Origin of the sequence: Aquibacillus halophilus, from assembly GCF_009649745.1 — a bacterium.
In the GTDB taxonomy this organism is placed as follows: domain Bacteria; phylum Bacillota; class Bacilli; order Bacillales; family Amphibacillaceae; genus Aquibacillus; species Aquibacillus halophilus.
Genome location: NZ_WJNG01000002.1, coordinates 299,070 through 322,136, shown reverse-complemented (window position 1 = coordinate 322,136; position 23,067 = coordinate 299,070). Strand labels below are relative to the sequence as shown.

19 protein-coding genes are annotated in these 23,067 nt (G+C 35.0%); 3 read left to right on the top strand and 16 right to left on the bottom strand.

What is annotated here, in order from left to right; genetic code table 11:
- Window positions 1-583: 583 nt before the first annotated feature.
- From GH741_RS02770 to GH741_RS02740, 7 genes are all read right to left on the bottom strand, one after another.
- The gene (locus tag GH741_RS02770; protein WP_153735234.1) at window positions 584-802 is read right to left on the bottom strand and encodes a hypothetical protein; all 219 of its coding nucleotides are present in this window, start codon (window positions 800-802) and stop codon (window positions 584-586) included.
- A 32-nt stretch (window positions 803-834) separates the two neighbouring features.
- On the bottom strand, window positions 835-1,014 hold the full coding sequence (locus GH741_RS02765; protein ID WP_153735233.1) for a hypothetical protein: 180 nt from the start codon (window positions 1,012-1,014) through the stop codon (window positions 835-837).
- Window positions 1,015-1,385: 371 nt separating this feature from the next.
- Entirely contained in the window at window positions 1,386-2,942 is a 1,557-nt protein-coding gene (locus tag GH741_RS02760; protein ID WP_153735232.1) for a glycoside hydrolase family 43 protein, read from the bottom strand.
- 90 nt (window positions 2,943-3,032) lie between these two features.
- The gene (locus tag GH741_RS02755; protein WP_276608206.1) at window positions 3,033-3,203 is read right to left on the bottom strand and encodes a beta-galactosidase small subunit-related protein; all 171 of its coding nucleotides are present in this window, start codon (window positions 3,201-3,203) and stop codon (window positions 3,033-3,035) included.
- Between the two features lie 24 nt (window positions 3,204-3,227).
- Window positions 3,228-5,480 (bottom strand): glycoside hydrolase family 95 protein, encoded by a 2,253-nt coding sequence (locus tag GH741_RS02750; RefSeq protein WP_153735230.1) that lies wholly within the window; start codon window positions 5,478-5,480, stop codon window positions 3,228-3,230.
- Between the two features lie 420 nt (window positions 5,481-5,900).
- Window positions 5,901-6,887: an HNH endonuclease domain-containing protein gene (locus GH741_RS02745; RefSeq protein ID WP_153735229.1), complete on the bottom strand. Its 987-nt coding sequence runs from the start codon at window positions 6,885-6,887 to the stop codon at window positions 5,901-5,903.
- Window positions 6,884-7,207: a nucleoside triphosphate pyrophosphohydrolase gene (locus GH741_RS02740; RefSeq protein WP_153735228.1), complete on the bottom strand. Its 324-nt coding sequence runs from the start codon at window positions 7,205-7,207 to the stop codon at window positions 6,884-6,886. Before GH741_RS02740 ends, GH741_RS02745 begins: the two co-directional genes overlap by 4 nt.
- Before the next feature lie 132 nt (window positions 7,208-7,339).
- Here GH741_RS02740 and GH741_RS22250 point away from each other — a divergent pair, with 132 nt between their 5' ends.
- Complete coding sequence (locus GH741_RS22250) at window positions 7,340-7,546, top strand: NUDIX hydrolase (RefSeq protein ID WP_338079210.1); 207 nt, start codon at window positions 7,340-7,342, stop codon at window positions 7,544-7,546.
- Between the two features lie 720 nt (window positions 7,547-8,266).
- Here GH741_RS22250 and GH741_RS02730 read toward each other — a convergent pair.
- From GH741_RS02730 to GH741_RS02710, 5 genes are all read right to left on the bottom strand, one after another.
- Entirely contained in the window at window positions 8,267-10,303 is a 2,037-nt protein-coding gene (locus GH741_RS02730) for an AIPR family protein (RefSeq protein WP_153735227.1), read from the bottom strand.
- Between the two features lie 16 nt (window positions 10,304-10,319).
- A complete protein-coding gene (locus GH741_RS02725) occupies window positions 10,320-11,258 on the bottom strand; it encodes a PD-(D/E)XK motif protein (protein ID WP_240795385.1) in 939 nt (312 codons plus the stop codon).
- Entirely contained in the window at window positions 11,239-13,950 is a 2,712-nt protein-coding gene (locus tag GH741_RS02720; protein ID WP_153735557.1) for a Z1 domain-containing protein, read from the bottom strand. The genes GH741_RS02725 and GH741_RS02720 overlap by 20 nt, the downstream gene beginning before the upstream one ends.
- A complete protein-coding gene (locus GH741_RS02715) occupies window positions 13,940-15,403 on the bottom strand; it encodes an ATP-binding protein (protein ID WP_240795384.1) in 1,464 nt (487 codons plus the stop codon). The genes GH741_RS02720 and GH741_RS02715 overlap by 11 nt, the downstream gene beginning before the upstream one ends.
- A gap of 450 nt (window positions 15,404-15,853) precedes the next feature.
- Entirely contained in the window at window positions 15,854-16,852 is a 999-nt protein-coding gene (locus GH741_RS02710) for an HNH endonuclease (protein ID WP_153735226.1), read from the bottom strand.
- A gap of 197 nt (window positions 16,853-17,049) precedes the next feature.
- Here GH741_RS02710 and GH741_RS02705 point away from each other — a divergent pair, with 197 nt between their 5' ends.
- Entirely contained in the window at window positions 17,050-18,153 is a 1,104-nt protein-coding gene (locus tag GH741_RS02705; RefSeq protein ID WP_153735225.1) for a DNA cytosine methyltransferase, read from the top strand.
- A 42-nt stretch (window positions 18,154-18,195) separates the two neighbouring features.
- Here GH741_RS02705 and GH741_RS02700 read toward each other — a convergent pair whose 3' ends face one another.
- From GH741_RS02700 to GH741_RS02690, 3 genes are read right to left on the bottom strand one after another with little or no spacing between them, the layout of a single operon-like run.
- The gene (locus GH741_RS02700) at window positions 18,196-19,278 is read right to left on the bottom strand and encodes a DNA cytosine methyltransferase (protein ID WP_170287536.1); all 1,083 of its coding nucleotides are present in this window, start codon (window positions 19,276-19,278) and stop codon (window positions 18,196-18,198) included.
- 13 nt (window positions 19,279-19,291) lie between these two features.
- Window positions 19,292-20,380, bottom strand: a complete 1,089-nt coding sequence (locus tag GH741_RS02695) for a DNA cytosine methyltransferase (RefSeq protein ID WP_153735223.1) — start codon at window positions 20,378-20,380, stop codon at window positions 19,292-19,294.
- Window positions 20,381-20,411: 31 nt separating this feature from the next.
- A complete protein-coding gene (locus tag GH741_RS02690; protein ID WP_153735222.1) occupies window positions 20,412-20,954 on the bottom strand; it encodes a tyrosine-type recombinase/integrase in 543 nt (180 codons plus the stop codon).
- Between the two features lie 208 nt (window positions 20,955-21,162).
- Between GH741_RS02690 and GH741_RS02685 the strand changes: the two genes are divergently transcribed.
- Window positions 21,163-21,372 (top strand): hypothetical protein, encoded by a 210-nt coding sequence (locus GH741_RS02685; RefSeq protein ID WP_153735221.1) that lies wholly within the window; start codon window positions 21,163-21,165, stop codon window positions 21,370-21,372.
- A 202-nt stretch (window positions 21,373-21,574) separates the two neighbouring features.
- Here GH741_RS02685 and GH741_RS02680 read toward each other — a convergent pair whose 3' ends face one another.
- Window positions 21,575-23,065, bottom strand: a complete 1,491-nt coding sequence (locus GH741_RS02680) for an LlaJI family restriction endonuclease (RefSeq protein ID WP_153735220.1) — start codon at window positions 23,063-23,065, stop codon at window positions 21,575-21,577.
- Window positions 23,066-23,067: the final 2 nt, after the last annotated feature.

Genomic DNA, 23,067 nt, shown 5'->3' with positions numbered 1-23,067 from the left:
AAATTTTCTTTTAACTTAATACCTTATAAAAAAAGAAAAAAACACATAAAGAATCGGTTTCATTTAAATATACTCCACACTCAGTCTTAGGGTAAAATAATGATGAAATATTCTAAGTCTCCTCAAGCGGTACACCAAATATTTGGTATTTTCCTGGCGATAAAATTGAAACAAAGGAAGATAAATATTTTTAACAATAGGTACCATATTAATTTCCTTCTCTTCTTTTATTTCTTCACCGACTCCTAAATTAAAATTTCTTCAATTAGTTGCGCTAAATGGTCCATGGATTGAAAAAATCCCCCAATCTAGTTTAAATAGGAGCGATTCAATATAGGATCGGTTAGCGTTCTTATCTAAACAGAACGGGACATGGTGCCTCTCCCTCTGCCCCAAATTTTTATTACTTTATTGTTACAATAAATATCAAATTTTGAGCCATAAAAAACTAAACTATCAATCCATACCTAAAGGGAAATGATCTCGTAGAAATTCTATTGCATCTTGATTTTTAAGTTTACATACTACGTTCTGATTAGCAAAAATCCCTGGTTTCGTCACAGGTTCAACTCTCTCCAATGCATTAAACCAATTTACTCCTACAACCCCAGTCTGCCATATTAGGATTGTCCTTATTTTCCTTTATGTTGGGCTGCTTAAGATGATTGTCAAAAAAATATGTAGCATCTTCCAATATAAATTCCTTAGCAATCACTGCATTCGATATTATTTCACCATATCCTACGTATCCTTGGCCTTTCAAATAGGCAAATATTTTATCACCATTCTTAAGCTTCTTCATGGCATCGCTGTATTTGGCGCGTTGACCTGCACTTAAAAAGCCGTATTTTTACAATCATCCCAACTTCTATGTTCGCCATCACCTACATTTACTAAGTATAGGCCCGACCAAGGAGTACTTTTTTTAGACATTGTTTGTTCTGAAACTCCTTCCGGGTCCATCAACCATAATCTTCCCAATAATTCTTGATTACCTTCCTTAAAAAAAATCAAAGAAAATACTACTCAGCACCTCTATAGTGCTAGTATTCTCTCAGATATCTTCCCACTCATTTTTCACCTTCTTTATGCACAGTATATAGGTCCAATTCCATAAATCCTTCAAATTAGAACTGATGATATCTTTTTTTACTAAGTTAGTAACTTTTATTCTTCTTAATCAGAAATAATCAAATTAATTCAACAAGATTCTAACTGTGCTTCCCATCAAATATAGTTAAGCCTTCTTTTATTACTTCTGGATGCAAAGCTAATACATCTTTAAACTCTTGTTCCATCTGAACCCCTATCTCTAGTTATGGTAGGAGCAAGTCCCTATAGTCTCTTGCCAAACCAAACGGGACATGGTGCCTGTCCCTCTGTCCCTAACTTATTTTGTCTTCCACTCTAAAGTAATCAAAGTCTACGAATCCACCAGTTGTTTCTTTTGCGAAGTTGAATAAAGCAAACCGATATCCCATAAAATGATCTAGTTTATAGCTCATTTGAAGAGTGTTTCCAATCTGTATCCAGTTTACGTCATTGAGACTATAATAAAAATATGCCTTGTCTGTCTGATTTTTATAATCAAAATCAATCTTAAAATATACTCGGTCCTCTTCAAGTGGAATACGTTCAATTTCTTCTGCCAAACCAGTACTTGCATTTACCATTACAATTGATCTTGCGCCTTCCATCATTTTTACACCGACAAAACCATAATCCTTTTGAAAGGCAGCAAAGCCAGCAACGTCACCATCCTTCATATTTATTGTCTCAATTGCGATTTGACCAGAACATTCTGGTCCGAACGTTCTTTGGGTAAGTGTATTTCTAGCTTCTTCGAGGTCCGCGCTAATTTTGCCATTTTTTAACCTTAAAAAACCTGGACGCTTGGTTAAAGACCAATTTTCTTGGTCAGGATTATGATTCCATTGCCATACTAATCCTACGTTATTGGTCTCATAATTAAATTCATCTGATTGAACAATGTATTGCTTAGAAGTCTTGTTATTAACCGGACAAGGCATCTTGTTTGGAATAATACCTTTCTCACCAAATACTGGCCATCCGTTTTCCCAGGTAACCTGGAGGAGACAAGGAAGGCGGCCTACAGATCCGTTATCGCGAAACAACATCCCATACCAGTTGCCATCAACCGTATCAACAATGCCTCCCTGTGCCGTGCCAGTGATGTCACTTACTGCAATTCTACCTTGATAATCACCATCAATCGATTCCGCACGATGTACGAGCTGAATACGATGGCTATTTTTCGGCCATGTAATCGTGAACACGAAATAATAGCCATTAATTTTTTGGATGTGTGCGCCCTCAGCAGGAAGACCTACGTCCTCTTTTGTACTCGCAGTTATGCTGGCATCTGGAATAATGATTTTGTTTAGGCCATCCTCTTTTATAGCTGTCGCATCTTCAGTTAGTTCAATAACCTTTATATCCCCAACATCATAAACCATATATACACGTCCGTCATCGTCAAATAGTAAAGACATGTCATGATAATAGCTATCTAAAATAGAGCGTTTAAAGGGGCCCTGTTCGATATTCTCTGTTTGAAAGATATACGTCTTTCCGGTAGCAAGCGACCCGACTACCAGGTAAAAGATGCCCTGATTGTAACGAAGAGAACTTGCCCAAGAACCTTTTCCATATTCGTTTTTTCCGTTACTTAGGGTTTGTTCATCGTTATCCGCAAGCACATCATAGACATAATTAACAATATCCCAGTTCAAGAGATCATACGACTTCATAATTGGTACCCCTGGGTTCATATGCATCGTGGTACTAGACATATAAAATACTTCCCCGACTCGAATTACATCAGGATCTGGGACATCTGCCCATAGGATAGGATTTTCGAAGGTACATTGATTATGGTTGTCCAGCGGTGCATTTCCATCTGAGCTTGAATTTTTATTCATGGATTAAAATTCCTCCCTATTTTTCGATAGTCTTTCCCTTTAGAAGAGTAGATTAGCTACTTAGGATTGCATACACTTTTAATAAGTTTTTTAAATTAATCCTTTTACTTTATGTTTAGTGACTTTTCCACTTTTTTGTCGATCCCAATAAGTTTCATGTGGTCCTTTGCCAAACCATTCCATCTTATCAAATGAATCTGATAAACCAAACCTCATACCAATTTCCGGAATATCCGAGGATCCTTTCCCGGGTTGTAGCAAATGTTCAAATGTTCTACCTCTACCTTATTTGATCCATGAATGGTGTAACGGATAGGTATGGCCTGCTGTCGTTTCAAACTCTGTTCTTTCGTTATTAAATAAGACTACGCATTTTTCTCCTTCTAATGAATGAATAATAGCTTCTTTCAATTCACCCTTATCCCACGACAAGTCAACTTCAAATCCACCTCTTGCTTTTAAGCCACTGACACTTCCATTAGTCCATGCTCTAGGTAGTGCCGGAAATAAGTGTAACTCATTGTTATGGCTTTGAAGTAATAGTTCAGCAATACCTGCTGTTCCCCCAAAGTTTCCATCGATTTGAAATGGTGGATGGTTATCAAATAGGTTCGGTAAGGTGGAAGACTTAAGCAATTCAAGAATATGTTGATAAGCTAGTTCCCCCTCTTCTAAACGGGCCCACATATTAATAATCCAGGCACGACTCCATCCAGTATGGCCTCCGCCAGATTGTAGCCTTCTTTCTAGCGTTACTTTTGCTGCTTTAACTAAGTTCGGTGTAGTGCTTGGTGATATTTGCTTTCCAGGATACAGCGCAAACAAATGTGAAATATGACGATGCCCTTGTTCTTCTTCATCATAATCTTCCAGCCATTCTTGAATTTGACCATGTTTCCCAATTTTCGGTTTTGGTAATTTTTCTCTTAATTCGAGCAATTGATTTCGAAAAATTTGATCCACGTCTAATATTTCACTAGCACTAATGCAACTCGTAAAGAGTGCGAATATAATTTGACTATCCATTGAAGGCCCTTCACATAACGTTCCTTTTTCACCATTTGGTAAAATGTAGGTATTTTCGGGTGATACAGAAGGAGTTGTTATTAACAGTCCATCTTCATTCTCGATAAGAAAATCAACAAAAAATAAAGAAGCTTCTTTTAAAGTATCATATGAGTTTTTCAAAAATTCCACATTACGTGTAAACTCAAAATGCTCCCACAAGTGTAAACATAACCATGCGGCACCCATCGGCCAAATTGTGGCTGGCATATAAATGTCTTGTGGTGCTGTGTCTCCCCATATATCGGTGTTATGATGTGCAGTAAAACCTCGACACCCGTACATGCTTTCCGCGGTTATTTTGCCATTTTTCTTTATTTTTTCAATATGTTCAAACAGTGGCTCATGGCATTCAGATAAATTACAGATCTCTGCTGGCCAATAATTCATCTGAGCATTGATATTAATAGTAAATTTGCTGCCCCAAGGTGGCAGCATTTTCTCATTCCAAATCCCTTGTAATGTCGCTGGTAAAGAATTAGGTCGACTAGAAGAAATTAGTAAATACCTTCCAAATTGAAAGTATGTGCTTATTAATGATAGATCCTGTTTACCTTCCTTCACTAAATCTAAACGTTGATCTGTCGGTAGATCAGAAAATTCTTCTTTGGAATGACCCAATTCAAAATTTACTCTATTAAATAATTCCTGATAATCTTCCACATGATTTTGACGTAACTCTTGGTATGCCTTTCCTGATATCCGCTCAATAGTTTTCAAACATTGATGCTCAGGATCATCGTATCGATATGATGTAGCTGCTGCGAGAATCAATGTTACGGCATCTGCTTTTTCAACGATTAAATGATTTCCAAGGGTTTTTACTGAACCATTTTCAGGTATTGCCTTTATTTTACTTCGAAATACAATTCCATCTTTTCCACCTGTTTTCCCTCGCATGATCAATGAATTATTAGATATAGACTCGAGTTCATCATAGTTTCTTGCGTTTCCACGGTCTAGCAAGGTTCGAAAGGATATAGAGTTAGCTTCAGAGGCTGTTAGACGAATCACCATCACCTGATCTGGATAACTAGTGAATATCTCCCGGTTAAACGTGACATCGTCTACTGTATATTGCACCCTCGTAATAGCAGTATCCAAATCTAGCTGTCTAGAATAATTAGATATCTCTGTTTCTCTGTGGTCCATATTTATTAATAGGTCACCTAGCGGCTCATAATGGCGCTGTGTTTCTGGTGTGCCTGTAAAGGTAAGCGCCGCCAAATCTTCAGCTTCCTTCAATCTGCCATCTGATAATAACTTTCTAATTTGAGGTAAGTGCTTTAATGCATCTGGATTATTTCGATCTCTTGGTCCACCGTACCAAACTGAATCCTCATTTAGTTGTACTCGTTCCTTAAGAACACGACCAAAAACCATCCCACCTAATCTACCATTGCCTATCGGTAAAGCTTCATTCCATTCTTTTGCTGGTTGTTTATAGTAGAGTCGTTTGTTTTTATTTTTCATGGTGCATCTCCTTTCTTAATTTAAAGGTGAAACTTTATAAATATACGTATTTAGGTTTAAGATAAATTCAGTCAATGCCCCTTCTTATCATAGGCAATCATGTTGATGTGTACGCTGATTACCATCCTTTGCGAAAGAAAAATTACTTTCTTGCAGATAATTTCCTGTCCGATCCAAATATACCGTAAATTTTACTTCCTCAACTCTGAATAAAGGGATGAATTTCATTTCGTTCCCTTGACCATCATCCACAGAATATTCTAATCTATCCTTCTCTGAATTAATGAAAATTTGATTAATATCCCGATTTCGATTTCGAATTATTAATCATTAAGTTATTTATGTATTTATACTCTTTGGGAAGTTGAGCCAATTGAATTTCAATTTTGTGCTCTCCTATTTCCCCTCTTATTACATACGCTAAGGACTCCATATCTGATCAAACCCATTCTTAATCGAATAGTCATAAAGCAGAATAATTTTCTTGTCCTTATAATTTGTCATGAAACTCATCACATGAGCATCCTCTTCCTTATCTATCAATTCACTATTCCTATCGATAATAGAATCCAAGAAGTATCTTTTCGGAAGCTTATCACTTTTAGAACCATTACATGTACTACAGGATAGAACAAGATTCCATATATGATCTGACTGAACAAAGGACCACGGGATAAAATGATCGACATGAGTTTGCCTTTTTCCTGCAGACAAGGCCATACCACAATAGAAACAAGAATGTTCGAAATGGTTCAACAAGAGTTTCTCAAAAGGACGTAACGTTGAACGCCTAGCGATAGTCTCGACCTTTCCAAGCAGATAATTGATACTTGGTACTTCGTTCAACTGCTCAATCATTGCTGCCATATGGTAGTTAGTAAGATTCACAATTAGTCGCTGATAGTTCAACATAAAGCTATGTACAGCTGGGTTTATCTTAAAGTATTCATGCTTATGATCAAACGCATAAAATTTTTCCCTTGTATCCCCATAGAGTGCACCAAACACATTTTGTTTCATCGTAGTCTTCACTGCAGAAACCATTTTAAGTTGTATTTGGGCATCTATTTTATCAAAACTGAATTCAGCAGGTATCTGATACTTTGATTGAATTTCTTTTATAATCGTTACAACTCTCGCATTCTTACCTCCGTTTTGTTTGATCAAATCATGTTGAATGATAAGATTCCAATAAACCTTTGTAAAAGAATAAGCAAGTTGATCATAGGTCAGTTCAAAACGATCATTGACCTGGTACAAATTTTCTATCAGTGCTTTAATCAGCGCATATTTGTAGGTAGATGACTTAGCAGATTTACTAGACAAAACTACAGTGAAAATACGCCAAATTTCTTCATCAGTTAGATAATGTTCCTTGAGCTCACCTACTTTTAACTTATGACTCATCCACTTACCTCCTGAAGGAAAATCCGCTTATCAAATCCTCCCCGACGATCTTTCTTATCAGCTTTAACCTGTTCTACCTCTTGTATAGTTGAACCATTTAATTTGATTAGCGCTTCAATCACTTCAATTACATCGGCAGCTTCTTCCACTACTTCAGAAGAAGAATCTGTTGAAATTAATTCCTCTACCTCTTCTACTAATTTTCTGTATAAACTATCACGATACTCCTCATTAGATAGAATCTTACTTGTAAAGCTTTTCCCGTCCTCTTTAATAATTTCCGGTATTTTATCTCTAACTAGTTTGTTGTATGTTGGCAATGGATTCACCTCTATTATGATATAGTAAAATACGAATATTACTTGAAATCACTCTACATAATTCCAGTATAACAAAAATTGTAAAAATCCCTACCAAATACCAACCCATAATCTAGTAGCTAGAACGAATAAATGCTATCATTACAATTATTCATTTATAAGGAGTACGGAAATGAAAAAACAGTGAAAGTAGTTGCAGCAGTTCTCGAAAATGACAATAATGAATTTTTTTGTGCTCTAAGATCTTCTCAAATGGCTATTCCAAATATGTGGGAGTTCCCTGGTGGAAAAGTAGAGCATGGTGTAGACTTATACAACTGCCTTAGTAAGAGAGATTGAGGAAGAATTGAACTACCAAATCAGGCCAAAAGGGCTGTTTCATGAAAACACACATGAATACGGAAATTTTATTATTAACCTAATAGCGATTAAATGTGAAATAGAAGGCATACCCATTGTAAGTAAACATTCAAAGCTTATCCGGCTAAAGAGGGAAAGTTTAGATTCTTTAATATGGGCTCCAACTGATATTCCTGCAGTAGAGCAATTGATCACCGAAAAGGTATAGTCAACTCAATATGAGAGACTATACCTTTTTTGTAGACTCAGTATACAAATTAGTTGGAACTTTATTTTCCAATTTCAGTTTAACAGTAATCGGATTTTCACCTTCAAGATCAACCGTACCATCCCGACTTTTAAAAATAAATGGTTCTGTTTAATTCTTTTCTATCTCTCTACATCTCCTTATAAAAAGATGAAGGTTTATATCCTTTCGTTTATTTTTTTGCCTCGATCTGAAGATTGTTTCGTTTTATTGGGCGTTTGGTAAAGCTTCTGTCTATGTTAATTTACCATCATCACGCCTAACTATTCTGACTCTACTTTTAAAGAAGTCCTAATTTAAACATCCAAAAGCATGTAAAACGCTGTCATCATCTACTTAATACCATCAAAGTAAAAAGTAACCTGTAACTTTGTAAATTATCTCCTGTCCAGATAGCAGTACAAAAAGTATTATTCTGTGTAGAAGGAGGATATTCTCTCCTTTTCCAATGTTTATAATGCTTCCCATCCCTCTTTAACCGCTCTCTGATACAAGAAGTAAAGGACTTTTGACTGTTTCTCTGATGGTAGTCCAATTCTGCCATCTGTGTATTTCTTTAAAATATCCCTTTGTGTAATGGTTAGTGATCTTATACCATTACTATTTATATAATAAGAGTAAAGTTGAATCCAGTGTTCAAAGTTGGTCTGAACCACAAATGCTTGAATTTCAATACCGTTGTCTAACTCTTTTTGTTTTTTCTCTGACTTTTGCTCATACCTTGCTTCTTCCGTAGTGATAAGCATTTTCTTAATTGGTACCAAATCAATATCTATTCCACGAACATCGTTCCAGCAGAGCTCTTTTTTACACCATTGCGTAATGTTAGCGGAGCCTGGTGGTGGATTTGTGATTTTTTCATGGACTTTCTTTGTAATTACCTTCATTAGCTCCTGTAACGCCGTTGGCAAACGTTGTTCTTCCCAAACTTTGCTAAAATCTAAAAATAGCTTTTTCTTTCTAATAGTTTCAGAGAGCAACGCAATAGAATAGGTAACGATTTGTGCCCTAAAAGCATTTTCATACCAAGACGCATTGGAAACCATCTTTTCCGTTGAACGGAATAAGATCACTCTAGAAACTGCATCCTTAAAATAATTTTCTGTGATCGCTAACTCATTTTTCTCCAGTATATCTGTTACAGAGTCAGCAAATTCTGCAAAGCTATACTGAGCACCTTTCGATACGATATGTGGCTTTCTGTTCCATGAGTTTTCACTTTTTGCCAGAAATGTCTTTTCAATTAATTGATGCTTTGGGTTTTCAATTTGGAACTGTTTTTTCTTTGCCGGTGTTAAGTAAGCCTGTTCATTTAAATATTCTCCCCGCACTCTTTCATAGAACCAATGCGTCCGTTTCTGAGAACCTCCACGTGTAGACACCCAAACGCGCTTCGAATAATCTTTCATTTCTTTATGAAATGGACTATTAGAAAAGAAGTCCGATTTATTTACTTTATTCTGCGTATTGGCATATTGCGATACACTCGAAACAAATTCACTCTTCTTCTCGATATTTTTAACAACAGATAATTTCATTTGTACCGAAACATTTGAAATATCTAATTTGGAATTCTTTTTTGCAGCATAAATAGATGACGTTGTTTGTCCACCATTAACGATTTGAAAATCCCTGATTTTTGTTATAAAACCATCTTTTGTTTCCACATGTGTTGCAGTAGCTGTAATTCCGTTATTGTAAGCAAAAAACATGTCGGGATTGTACTGGATTGTATTTCGAATCCCCTTATTTACGCCACCTCTAAATTGCAGAAAAGTACGGACATTTTGCTCTAAAAGTTTTTGGCCATATTCATCGTAAATATTGAATAATTGCTCCCCATCTAAAATTCCTAAATAGGATTGATATTCATTAGATGCGCTTTGTGCTTCGAGGTATGGAATGTTTAAGTCAATTTCGTAAGATCCAGAACTATTTTCTGACTTAAAGATACCGTATAAATAATCAATATCAATAATTTGGTGTTCACACTCAATATCATGAACTAGATCGTTTTGTATACTAGTAATATTTTTTGTCATCTTTCCATCGGTTAAGATAAGAAATCGAAATTTATCGATTAAGTTGTTCTGATTATGACGGTGTATATTATAAGCTAGAGAATACGCATCAGAAGTCTCCTCTAAATTCTGATACATTCCATCCATACTTAATTCTGCAAATTTCTTTAGCCGTTTAAACTTCATACCCACCTGTTGTTGGGTTAATGTTTCAATCACATCGTCTTGAAAAAATTGAAAATTAATCAGTGTAAATAACTTACGATCTTCGTCATAATCGTAGCCGTAGACCTCGACACCAGTTTTTACAAACTCAGCCATTTGGTAATTTTTAGTCAAGTCTCCTACTTGCATGAGATCTTCACAAACTAATTCAAAGAAAGACTGGGCTTTCATTAAGCCTCGACTTTCTGAATCAGAAAGGATCGACTGTATGAAATCTTGATGGAACTCCTCTAAAGATACCATTGTTACAACCCCACTCTTAGAATATTGTATCTATATTTACTTTATAATCTGAACAACCTGTTAAATCAATGCTATATTTAATCTGATTAATCCATGGTGAAACCTGGTTTAGTGATAATTTAGGAAACCCTTCCCTCACTTCAAAGCCACTTATTTGCTCCATACCAAATTTTGATAATGTGTCTTTGTGTATTTCCGGGATATACCCATAACGATCTACTTTTTCTAAAAACTCAATTAAAAGATCCTTTGATCCAATCTGCCTCTCGATAGACTGAACCAAGTCATCTACCGTTTCTCCGCTCTCTCCTTCATACAAAGCACAGGCAAGTAGGTAAAGAGGCTTTTTATCTGAATTTAATTGTTCTTTAGAAGATATCCAAATTGTATTGCCCGAGGATATTCTATAAGACTTCACCTCAATAGCAGCATTCTCTAATAGGAAGTCTTGTTTATCACCAAGGGATCCAACCCAACCATGAATCCCATTTGTCCAACCACGCTTCGGAACGATGTAATCACGCAAGACTTTTAATTCACTGAATAAACCCATCTGTTCTTCTTTTGAAAAAATCTTACTTGTTTTCTTTTGTAGTAACTTCTGCCACCTTTCTAACCTCATTAGTACATTTGTTATTACATCTTCATCTTGTTCCTTCATTTCATCAATTAAATCATTACAAAGGATTAAGAAAATCTCCCAATCTTTCATATCGTTTAATATGAGTATAAGTTTGTTAGGTACAGAAGAGTCATCTAGCAGAACCTGTATCCCGTTCAACTTGATTGATCTATTAGGTGCAATAAAATCTTTGTCAAATTGGATCATTAATCCATATTGATTTTGTGCATCTATTACCCAGTAAGCATTGTAATTAGCGTTAATTGACTCTTTCACTCTTATCCTGCTTAACGGATTTAAACCGATCCATGGATTAGTCTTCGTAATCACCATAATCACCAACTTCATCATTGTATGCTTCTTCTATTTGTTTCCTGTACACACTATTAATTCGTACTTTTAAACTATTAATATGCGAAGTTTCCATAATTGGAAAACTTATTCCGAAACCAACAGCACTCCACTCGTTTTCATTTTCCTTGAGCGTTAAAGCATGTAACATTAATAATGGTTTCTCCATCTCTTTTCTCATATCACGTGAACTTAAGTTCTTAAATTCATCAGGCATAATTATTTTTTCAGGGTTAGCCCTAGAGAGTTGTTTATTCGATACTTCATAATAACCCGCTTTTTTTGTTACTTTTCGAACTTGTCGGTTAACTTTCACCGACTCGAGTTCAAATTCCTTATTACCTGTTCCATTAAATAGGACTACATCCCAATCTAGTTCACAATCTTTTATATATTCTTTTATGAAGTCAATTGGCATTCTTGATTTCAAACCTAAAGGATCATTTTTATACGTACGATAATCACTTACAAAATCTTGAATGATGGTGCGATCAACATCTTTCCACACATGGCTCTTATTTTCTATGTGCTCATAATCATTCGACAACAATTTTTGAATTGTTTTTACTAAGAGCGTTTCATTCGTCTCCATGTCATCAGTTAAGCTGCTAAGCCACCCTGTTTCTTTTAATTGGCCATCCAGATTCATCTGCAAAAACATATCTTCTGTGTTTTTTGATTTATTGCGAGCAGTTACTTGGAGTAAACTATCTGGATGCAGTTGCACAGCCAAGCCAAAGTCTTCTGGTGTTAAATTCTCCTCACGCATATCATGTAAACGACTAACTAAATCATTTGTGGCTTCAATAATAAATCCAAATTTCTTATTTAGATCATCGGTCAAATACACCCTGCAGATGTCTTCATAACCAACGCGATAACCAAACCAACGTCCCATTTGCATCAACGTATCATAATAAATCGTGGTTCTTAAGAAATAACTAACACTTAGTCCCTCTAATGTAAACCCACGTGACAAGCTTAAGCCACCGATAACAATGACATTTGTCTGAGTATCTTTTCTATACTCTAATTTGATTTTCGCACTTTGGTGTACATCTCTAATTTGAATGGTGTCCACCATCTTACAGATCGTGTTCAAAATGGTTTCGAAATCAAATTCAATATCTTGTAATCGTGTATCAAACGTATCTTTCATTTCCTTCAAATCCTGTGAATATTTAATAGGATCGGAAACACTTCCATATGTTTTGATTTCTTTTTTTAGTGTGTCAAAATACTCAGCTACAAGCTTTCTAACTTTCACATGAACATTTGTGAATCTTGAAATATGAATTAACATGCTGTTGTGTTTATTTTGATTTCGAAGATTACGGATAGCGATATTTATGACAAATAACCTGACGGCATCATACAAACTTTCAGGCAAGTGTTCCAACTCATATTGATAGTCTTTCTTATGTTTGATAACAAAAGGGTACTCATTTTTAGGATATAGAATGTTTTCATCCAACTCATAAACGGCTTCGTTATCAGGAATTTTAACTACGTACTTCTCATTCTCTTTATTAAAAATCTTTTCAGCACCAAAATAGTTAGATGGTGCATCTAAAGCATAAATAAAATCACTAGGGAACAAGTCTCTGCCCGCCTCATTATTTTGTGCAGCATGATCAATAAAGATATTTGCATAAGGTGTGGCCGTGTACGCAACATATGCACTCTTCTTAAATTTCTGTAAGAGTAAACGGATTTTCTCATTTATAACTGTTGGATCTTCCTCTTTTTTAGTATTAATGGAAGCATAGTCAGACTCATCATCTATAACCAACATAGCCTTATCTACTTGGTTTTTATAATGATCATCTAACCATTTTAATAGATGAGATAACGTTTTTGTGTGTTTCTTAATGACAACTAAAATAGGCAATTTCATATTTTCAAAGTTCGTTGTTCCCCGTGCTCTAGCTGTTTCAATTTTAAAGTCATTATCAGCATTCGTTAAACTATCAGGCATTTTTTCTCTTTTAAATCCGGCTAACTGCCCAACACCTTGATAGTTTGCACCTACAAATACTTCGTCCAATCTCGTTTGTGTTTGATTGCGCAAGTTATTTTGTCCACCTGCAATGACAACAATAAAACGATAACCTGCATCTGCAGCTTTACAAATTAAAGCAGCATAGTTAGAGGTTTTCCCCGATTGTACGTGTCCAACTACCATACCGTACCTGGAAAACGCATCTGAATCTGGATCAGCAAGGTTATTCATGATTGCATCTGTATCTTCATGAATAGTTTCTAGCACTTGAGGTGGTAAATCACTTTTCATGTAATTCATATAATTGGTAAGATAATAGTTATCAGATTCTAACTGTTTCTTACTCGTCCACCAAGACAAATCTCGCTTTTTTTGGTCCGTTCCAGTCACAAGTATTCCCGTTGTTATTCGAACGTCAAAGGATTGTTCTAATTCATTTTGAATATAAGCCCATTCCTCTTCAGATAGCGGTCGTATATTATCCGCATCCGTTATTCCTAATATTGTCTTCAGAAAAGCAGGAGGGGTAGATTCTATTAATTTCTTCCATTCCTCCACTAGATCTTTAATTGTATCCTCTTGAAGACTCTTTTGATCTTCGAGAATTCCCGCAATCTTCTCTTTGACATGTTCATACATCATATTCTGATCAGTCTGTTGTTCATTTGCCATCCTCAAAATAAGCCTCCTTATTTTTATATACTTCAGTTTTTAATAATTCTTTTATAAACATTTCACTTATGCCCTTAGAACGCCAATTTTCAACAAGCGCTTTAATGTCATTTTCATTGATTAAAGTTTCTTGTTTTACTTTCAATGGATTACTGTTCAACTGCGCTACGATAGCATCAAGTGGCAGATAACTTTCTAGTCCCATTAATATGACGTTTAATAGACTTTGATTTTCATCTGATAGTTCACTTTCCAAGTCTTTGATTAATGGGTGCTTTCTATTGATCGAAAAGTGAATGTCACCATTGTCAGATACAAGTTCCCAAAACCTAGTAGTTGTCTTATCTTCAATCTTTTTACCTCTACCTGTATATGGTCTTGACCCTTTTACTGTCACTTGTTGTATAATTCGTTTCAGATCTTTCTTTATTACGCTTATCGGGTTTGCGATTGATTTCTTAATATCTATACCCCATGCATAATCTTGATTATTAGGAATATCGATCTTAATCCGAACAAGCTTATGCGCATCGTTCGTTCGATGCATTCCCCACCAAGTTCCGTGAACTAGTAAGCGATTGGCACGATATAAATAGAATCCCTGAGACTTGGTATAGCCATCTTTCGTCGCATACTTATCATACTCTTGTTGAGACAGTTTAGAATGATGTGGCAATATAAACGGCTGGACTACTATTTCTGAGCCTTGGAATTTTATTTTTTCAGGTACTAACTGTTGTGTAGCGATATGTTTTGGATTGAATGGATTAAAAGGTTCTAATTGTTGCCCATTCACAGAAATACTTAATGCACTTTTCCCTGGAGCAACCCCTTCCAAAAAACAATGAAAAACTAAAGATAAATGGTCTCTTAACACATCTACCTTACTTGGGATATCTGATTCCTGAAACGTATCAATTCCCTGCCAAACTACTAAAGTTCCGCTTTCTTGGTTCATAAGTTCTTCGAATAATGGTATGCCTTCATACTTTTTAATATCGGGGGTTATTAATAACCATTCATTTTCTCTTGAAATATATTCTAAATCCCATTGTTTTATGGAAATTGTTCCATTCTTTTTTGATAAAACTGTTAAATCCTTGCATTGAGAAAAAGAGGCAGTTTTTAATCCAAGCCCAAATTTCCCTAAATCAGCACCATCTCTTTGAGAGTCTGGGTCATTGGTTGATAGACGCATCGCATCAATGAGCTCACTATTCGACATACCTACCCCATCGTCTAATAACGTAAAAACAGTTTTAGGGTTTGGCATACAAGAGATTTGTATGTTACTAGCTTTTGCAGTAATGCTATTATCAAGTACATCTGCAACAGCTACTTCAAATGTGTACCCTACATCTCTCAAAGATTTAATAAAGTTTGATACAACTGGTTGAACTACTTCTGTATTCAATTTCTCACCAACTCTTGTCAATTTTTTAAATAGTATCATATAAAACTATGTTTATAACATAGATTAGTGTCTTCCGATCAAAATATTATATTAGAATATATATTAGTCTGAAATGTTAAATTATAGTATTTCCACTTCCATTTTACTATATTAATTGATAAAATTGTTCAAATTACGACATTTTACATAAATCCCCAATACAAAATTCTATATAAGAATGGGGAGTTGTTTTTTCACAGCTAGAATTCTATAAAAAATACCTTATATACAGGTTTGTCATGCTAAATTACAAACTTGTAAGTAAGGTATTTACATTCATACTGACTTTTTTATAGATCATGGATAAGTTGAAAATTATAGTGATTTAGCTAGATACCTATTAGAAAAGTTTATATATTCATCTATATGCAAATAAGCAACTTTCTAAAAAGAAAGTTGCTTATTTATATCATTTATTTGTAAATATAGTGAAAAACTTGATTTTCCAACTTAATTAAAATTTTCACCAAATATATGCTCCATTCTCCATTGCAAAGCTTCTCGATCTGGTAGTACCTCATTTCTTTCTGGAAAGAGAATGTATTGACCATGATATTCATTTAACGGTGATGAAGTCCTAAGAATCTCTGGGTGCACAACTATACTATAATCTTCAGGATCTATAGTAAAAAAACCCTTGTCAAAAGCCCAGTGCAAATCACGTGTCATCGCAATCCCATTAGAAGGATGATCTCCTCCTCCATTTTCTTTTGGTATAATATGAGCAGCTTCTAGATTGCAGAATCCCTCATAATAGAAAGTTGATGACTCTTCACTGATTGCACATTTATAATTATACAAATATAAAATTACTTTTCGGAAATCTGTGTCGCGTTCAATAGAAGTGCTACGTCTACTTCCTAATTTCCTTTTCACTTCATCCTCTACAACATTCTTACCTAATAATTCATCTAAATCTTTTGAAGGGACAGTTTTTTTCCTTGGTGGCGGTTTAGTCCCACCATTAACAGGTGTTGGAGATCCACCACTCGTTGAAGGACCACTTGATGTAATACCTAAGCTCTTTAAAAAAGTACTTGATATTAATTTACACGTTGTTTTCGGTTGAGCATCTAACAGTGATTGGGCTACGTTGTAATATGGATCTGTGGTTGAAAAATAATGTAATTTATAAGTATTCGGAGCAGTGTGCTGTAACAGTACGATGTCACCAGCACTAAACGGGCTTGAGGTGCTTCTAATACTATTATTTATTGTAAGGCGGTAAGCATCATTTCCGCCTTGGTCCGGCTTGCTATATTTACTGTTGTAGTAAGTGTACTTCAGTGAAACACCATTGACTTGTAAATATATATAATCATTTTCTTTTGTTCTACCTAAAGATGGAAAGAAGGACTTGGTTTTTTTGTGAATTAGCAAGTGCGGTCCTCTTGCTGATTCTCCATTACCTAATTCATTTGGCAACAATTTTTTCAATAAAAATGTCATACATTACTCTCCTTTATTAGAATATCGCAATCTATATTTTAGCATTAAATAGCATAGTGTTGTTTGACTAGTTCATTATTCTTTCTACTATCATAGTTATACGCTAGGAACACACATTCTCTATCCGTGCGCTTTTCAAAAAAATGATATATAATCTTACTAGCTATTTTTCACGACAACACTAGGAGGTTTAAGACATGTTATTTCGTAAAGGTGAGCTTTTTAACGGTCCAGGAGGGCTTGCTTTAGGAGCTAAAAACGTTAGAGTCATAGACCATAATAATAATGAATATAAAATAGAACATGCTTGGGCAAATGACATATGTGAATTTGCCTGTCAAACATATACACAGAATATTTGTCCTAACAAACCTGACACGGTGTACCATAAACCTGTTCAGGAGTTGGAGATTGAGAACCTTCCTCCAATTGATGCATTTGCGTTTGGATTTCCTTGCAATGATTATAGCCTTGTTGGTGAACATAAAGGGGTCGACGGCGATTACGGCCCTTTATATTCCTATGGTGTAAAAGTTCTAAAACATCATCAACCTAAATTCTTTGTTGCGGAGAATGTAGGTGGATTACAAAGTGCAAATGAAGGACAAACTTTCATCAAAATTCTTGACGAGTTGGCAACTGCGGGAAAAGGGTATAAAATCACCCCACATTTATACAAATTTGAACAATATGGTGTTCCGCAAACGAGACATCGAATTATTATTGTAGGCATTCGGAAAGACTTAAACTTAGAATTTAAAGTACCGGCACCAACAACAGCAGAAAAATATGTAACTGCTTCAGAGGTTATTATGCATCCTCCTATCCCAGATGATGCGCCGAATCATGAGTTTACGAAACATAACCCTAGAACGGTTCAAATGCTAGATTCAATTCCTGAAGGAAAAAATGCTTGGTATGAAGGGATTCCAGAGGAACTTCGTTTGAACGTAAAAGGTGCCCGAATGAGTCAAATCTATCGTAGGCTCGACCGAAATAAACCATCTTACACAGTAACAGGATCTGGTGGAGGTGGTACACATGTATACCACTGGGAAAAATCACGTGCACTTACCAACAGAGAACGTGCTAGATTGCAAACATTTCCTGATGATTTCGTATTTGAAGGAAAAAAAGAAAAAGTACGGCAACAAGTAGGGATGGCTGTCCCACCTAAAGCAGCAGAGATCATATTTGAATCGATTTTAAAAACCTTTGCAAAAGTGGATTATCCTTCCGTTCCATCAAAATGGAAGTATGAAGATCTTGTAGTGCAAGAAGAAATTCCACTAAATATATAAAATGAACCCCCTTTCGCTTGAAAGGGGGTTCGTCTATATTGTCTAAACATTTAAAGTAAGTTGCTCATCTTGAACAACTTCTAATAATTTGTTGATCTCTTGTGCGATTTGTTTTGCAAGTAATGGTGGTACAGCATTTCCCACCTGCGTATATTGACTAGTTTTACTTCCTGTGAAGTAGTAATCATCCGGAAAACTTTGTATTCTTGCTGATTCTCTAACGGTTGGAACTCTATTTTCCTTATAGTGAAAATAATTTCTATGTCCACAATCGATGGTGGTACTTGGTTTTTCACTATCCATTCTCTTAAATGCCGTGTTGTAATTTCTTACCGTGTAATATTCTTCCGGTATATCTTTTATAGAACCTCCATCTGGAACCAGAGATATGATATTTTTGGTTTGTTCCGTATGATTTGTTATTTCATTATTTGATACTGTGTCACTATTATTTCTCATGAGTTGTTGATAGTCATTTTGGGGTTCTGTTTTATAAATCTCTTGATCGTCGCCATTATCCAGACTTGGTAAATCAGAGATTGCTTGACTTGTAGATACAGAATTTGATTCATGTCCTTTAGGAAACGCAAAGAAAGTATCGTTGAACACATCATTTCGAAGTCCTACAAAAAATACTCTCTCTCTATTTTGAGGAACACCGTAATCAGAAGCTTTTAATAGTTTATACGTGACGTTGTATCCTAGTCCACTGAATCTTTCAATAATGTCATCTTTAAAATGGCCTTTTTTAAGATTAAGCAATCCTTTTACATTTTCTAATATGAAAAACTTTGGTCGAACGACTTCAACAAATCTAACGTATTGTAAATATAAACTATTCCGGTCATCCGATTCATCTCTCGTCCCTACCATACTAAACCCTTGACAGGGAGGTCCTCCAATAATCCCAGTTATATCATTTTGTGCGATTAGCGCTTTTAGCCGATCATTATCAAATTCATTTATATCAATGCTAATGCCTACTTGGTTATCCCTATTATGGTTAAACGTATTTATGGCATGATCCCATTTATCGATTGCAAGAGAAGTTTTAAATCCTGCCATTTCAAAACCTAAACTAAATCCCCCCGCGCCACAGAATAAGTCTATTGTTTTATAATCCATAATAATATCCTCCTTATAATGCTCCATCTAAATATGGCTTTAGCGCACTAGCTATAGCTTTACTTAATAATGGTGGTACGGCATTTCCTACTTGCCTAAACTGAGCACCTTGTCCACCTGTAAATATGAAATCATCAGGAAAACTTTGTATTCTTGCTGATTCTCTCACTGTCGGTACTCGATCGTATTTAGGATGGAAGTAATTCATATGTCCCGTATCTATTGTAATGGATACGTCTTGACTATCCAATCTTCTATATGCTGATGAGTGTCTATTTGTACGCACATTATCCCATAAATGTTCCGGCACGTCTCTCCAGTTGCCGCCTTCTGGTACGAATGCCATTCGGACTTGAACTATATCATTCGGATACTTAATGTTATGATTGTGTAAAATATCGCTAGAATTCTTTCTCATCAACGATTGGTACATACCAATTGTCTCTTGATCTAAGTTGAACTTGTCTTCTACTGTTGAGTTCTTTGTTATTTTTTCAAGTTTATAGATATCACTAATTGCATTTTCCACTGTTACTTTTGCTTTTTTCTGTAATGTATCAAAATCAAATGTATCTCCTATTTTCTCATTAATTCCTACAAAGAAAGCTCTCATACGTTTTTGCGGCACACCATAATCAGAAGCCGTAAGTACCTTCACATCTACCTTATAACCTAACTCGCTCATAATTTCTAGCATTGCTTCTCTTACATGGCCATTGTCTTTCGTTAAAATTCCTCTTACATTTTCCATCACAAAAGCTTTTGGCTTTAACAATTTTACAAAACGGATAAACTCATAAAATAGTTTGTTTCGGTCATCTTCTTTGTGATCTTTTTGCCACATGTTCGCAGTACTGAACCCTTGACATGGTGGACCTCCAATTACTACATCTACTTTTCCCTCGAATTTTCCTAGTATATACTCGTTCTCTAACGTTGATATATCACCACAAAAGTGGAATCCGTCCTCGAAATTTAAAGCATGTGTATCTATAGCTGCTTGATCGAAATCAACGCCTCCAACTATGTTAAAACCTGCCATTTTAAATCCTAAACTTAATCCCCCGGCTCCACAAAATAAATCTAATACATTGTAATTCATATTGTTCTCCTTCTACTGCTATAGTATATTTCTATAATTGAAATTCCTTGATTTGAAGCGATTCTGATTCTATGCATAAATAGTCAAATATAGCTTTTTTCGAAGTCTTATTATATATATCTTTTAAATACTGAACATCACCTGTTTTATGGTAATAATGATATCCAAAGGTTTTTCTTAATGTCTCGTTTCCAATATGCACATCAATACCACATTCATGAACTGTTTTATTTAATATCTTATATAAATGCGAACGATTGATTGGAACTTTCGATTTTTGACTTTCAAATAAATAAGAATCTAAATCGATTTTCCTTTTAAGCCCAAAATCTGTGATTGCCAGATTTATAGATTCATTAACAAAATAAATAGAACCATCAAGATCTATGTGTTCTTTAATGGTATAATTATGATCCATCACATCTTTAAACTTTAAGGTGAGCATCTTATTTGACTTCATACCTGTGTTAATCCCAATCACAAATAATAGGTAGTTTCTCTTGTTAGATCCTCTAAGGTGTGATTTAATTTTATCTATATCGCATATATTGCGTATTGGTTCTACCTTCTCCATATCGCACACCTCAATATAATACAACTTAATACCACTTTTAATAGATTGTGCTGCATTTTATTATAATCTTTTATCTATTTTTATTCAATATTTTGGCCCTTTTTGTCGCATCTTATCACACTGGTATTTCTATAAGTTTCCGCCTGTAATATCTGATCACCCTCGTACATAGATATCTACATACGAATGTTGGAATAGGAGGAATCTTATGATGAAAAATTATCACTGTTACTATTGTAATGATCAACTGTTGATGATGATAAATGACAATGCAGAGGATGTAAATCACAATGTGTCCATCCACTCTTTTATCTTAACTTATTTTCTATGTACGAATTCAGATTGCGAAACAACGCATATCGAAGAGTCTGATATCAATGGAAACCTATTATTTTATGGTCCTTTGCAAGATAGATGAAATTAACTCAGAACACTTGTTCCTATTATAGCATAATCGAATTATATTTGGCTATCACGAAGTCATTGAATTCCCGAATTTATCTAGGGGTAAGATAGAGGTGATTTCTCGCCTGAGGAATCGATCAAGTTCGTTGAATTTTTATACATAGAAAAAGGCTATCCCAAATGCGTAAAGGTTAGGATAGCCTCTTTTACGAATCCTATAAGAAAGAATATTCTTCCGTAATATTCACTTTTTTGCCTCTTAGATAATAATCATAAAGTATGCTCGCAGGCAATTTCACAACTAATATATTACTTAACGGCGGATCTGATAGCCCCTTTAACATGTCCATTTCCGCTTCTCCATTAAGTTGAGCGACATCATGTTCAGAAGGGATTAAAAAAGCATTTTTAATTTTTGTAAATCCATGCTTCTTTATAAATGGATTATAAGCAAGTTGATATAAATATTGTTTGGTAACATCACCGACACCAGGATTACTTTCTACTCTTTTTTTATTCAATTTGATATCATAATACTTTGCATCAAAAATGCCAAAGCACATCCCATTTTTCGTCTCGTATAATGAGATCAAATCAGGAATTAGTGTATCTTTTGCTTTATGTTGATACCGTGATTGATCAGAATCTACATAATACCACGCTGGTTTTTCAATAATTTCAAGTAATGTTTCATTTCGTCTATGTTGATAATCATGATCTAGCACTTTAGGGAACCTTAACTGTCCTAGTGGTGTTGCTAACTTATTATCAAAAACCTCTGCACACACTTTCTCCCATACCAGGTTAAAACTATTCGTTCCATATACACTTAGGCCATAGCTATCTTCAAAAGACTCCTTATGCGCGATGTACGTATATAATGTCTTTAATAATCGCTGTTTTTTTGTAATAAATTGCGTATTTAATTCTTGTTGAAGGCGATATAAAATATAATCTTTATCTCCAAAGTCAGCGATGTCTTCTTCCGAAATATGAATCTCATCTAATTCAAAAACTTCTAATAAATCTCCCGCCTTTAATTTCCTCGAGCATTCAGTAATGATATATTTATGCAGTCTAGTGAAATAATCCACTTCATTGCTCACCACATTTCTGGAATGTAGCTCAGTATAAAATGGACGATTGTTAATGATAATCGGAAAAGTTTCATTAATGGTAGGATCCCATAATATTTCGCCTTCCCCATTAATTTCTATCATATCTTGTTGATTAGAGTAAACGCCATTTTCATGATAATCATGAATGAGGAATAATATGATCGATATTAAATTAAAGGCTTTTTGTTCATCATCCCCACTAAAAAGATTGATGACTTGTTCTTTGGCGTTGTACCTGTTTATAACCTTTAGTACTTTCTTCATTTCGTCTAATGGTGATGGATTAAGCTTCAAATATTTTGGATAGCATTTAATAATTATATTACCGACTGTCAGTATCCCTACGAAAACAAATACATAATAATAATGACCTGCCTCTTCATCGACATCTACCACTTCCATGTCTTCATCTGTCAAATCACTTAAATCTTTTTGGTTAGAACCAGAAATAACCATTTTTAAGACGCCATAAGCCTTTAATTTAAAAACAAAGTTTCTAATTTCCTGGTCATTTAGCTTAAATATTTCTTTTAGTTCATCTTTCGAGTATCGTTTTTGCTCTCTAATGTACGTCGATACGATATGCATAA

Bases quoted from the DNA above. Each gene is read 5' to 3' on its own strand.
- GH741_RS02770 (WP_153735234.1), bottom strand. From the start codon at position 802: ATGAAGAAGCTTAAGAATGGTGATAAAATATTTGCCTATTTGAAAGGC.
- GH741_RS02760 (WP_153735232.1), bottom strand. From the start codon at position 2,942: ATGAATAAAAATTCAAGCTCAGATGGAAATGCACCGCTGGACAACCAT.
- GH741_RS02750 (WP_153735230.1), bottom strand. From the start codon at position 5,480: ATGAAAAATAAAAACAAACGACTCTACTATAAACAACCAGCAAAAGAA.
- GH741_RS02745 (WP_153735229.1), bottom strand. From the start codon at position 6,887: ATGAGTCATAAGTTAAAAGTAGGTGAGCTCAAGGAACATTATCTAACT.
- GH741_RS22250 (WP_338079210.1), top strand. From the start codon at position 7,340: ATGCTATCATTACAATTATTCATTTATAAGGAGTACGGAAATGAAAAA.
- GH741_RS02730 (WP_153735227.1), bottom strand. From the start codon at position 10,303: ATGGTATCTTTAGAGGAGTTCCATCAAGATTTCATACAGTCGATCCTT.
- GH741_RS02725 (WP_240795385.1), bottom strand. From the start codon at position 11,258: ATGGTGATTACGAAGACTAATCCATGGATCGGTTTAAATCCGTTAAGC.
- GH741_RS02720 (WP_153735557.1), bottom strand. From the start codon at position 13,950: ATGGCAAATGAACAACAGACTGATCAGAATATGATGTATGAACATGTC.
- GH741_RS02715 (WP_240795384.1), bottom strand. From the start codon at position 15,403: ATGATACTATTTAAAAAATTGACAAGAGTTGGTGAGAAATTGAATACA.
- GH741_RS02710 (WP_153735226.1), bottom strand. From the start codon at position 16,852: ATGACATTTTTATTGAAAAAATTGTTGCCAAATGAATTAGGTAATGGA.
- GH741_RS02705 (WP_153735225.1), top strand. From the start codon at position 17,050: ATGTTATTTCGTAAAGGTGAGCTTTTTAACGGTCCAGGAGGGCTTGCT.
- GH741_RS02700 (WP_170287536.1), bottom strand. From the start codon at position 19,278: ATGGATTATAAAACAATAGACTTATTCTGTGGCGCGGGGGGATTTAGT.
- GH741_RS02695 (WP_153735223.1), bottom strand. From the start codon at position 20,380: ATGAATTACAATGTATTAGATTTATTTTGTGGAGCCGGGGGATTAAGT.
- GH741_RS02690 (WP_153735222.1), bottom strand. From the start codon at position 20,954: ATGGAGAAGGTAGAACCAATACGCAATATATGCGATATAGATAAAATT.
- GH741_RS02685 (WP_153735221.1), top strand. From the start codon at position 21,163: ATGATGAAAAATTATCACTGTTACTATTGTAATGATCAACTGTTGATG.
- GH741_RS02680 (WP_153735220.1), bottom strand. From the start codon at position 23,065: ATGCATATCGTATCGACGTACATTAGAGAGCAAAAACGATACTCGAAA.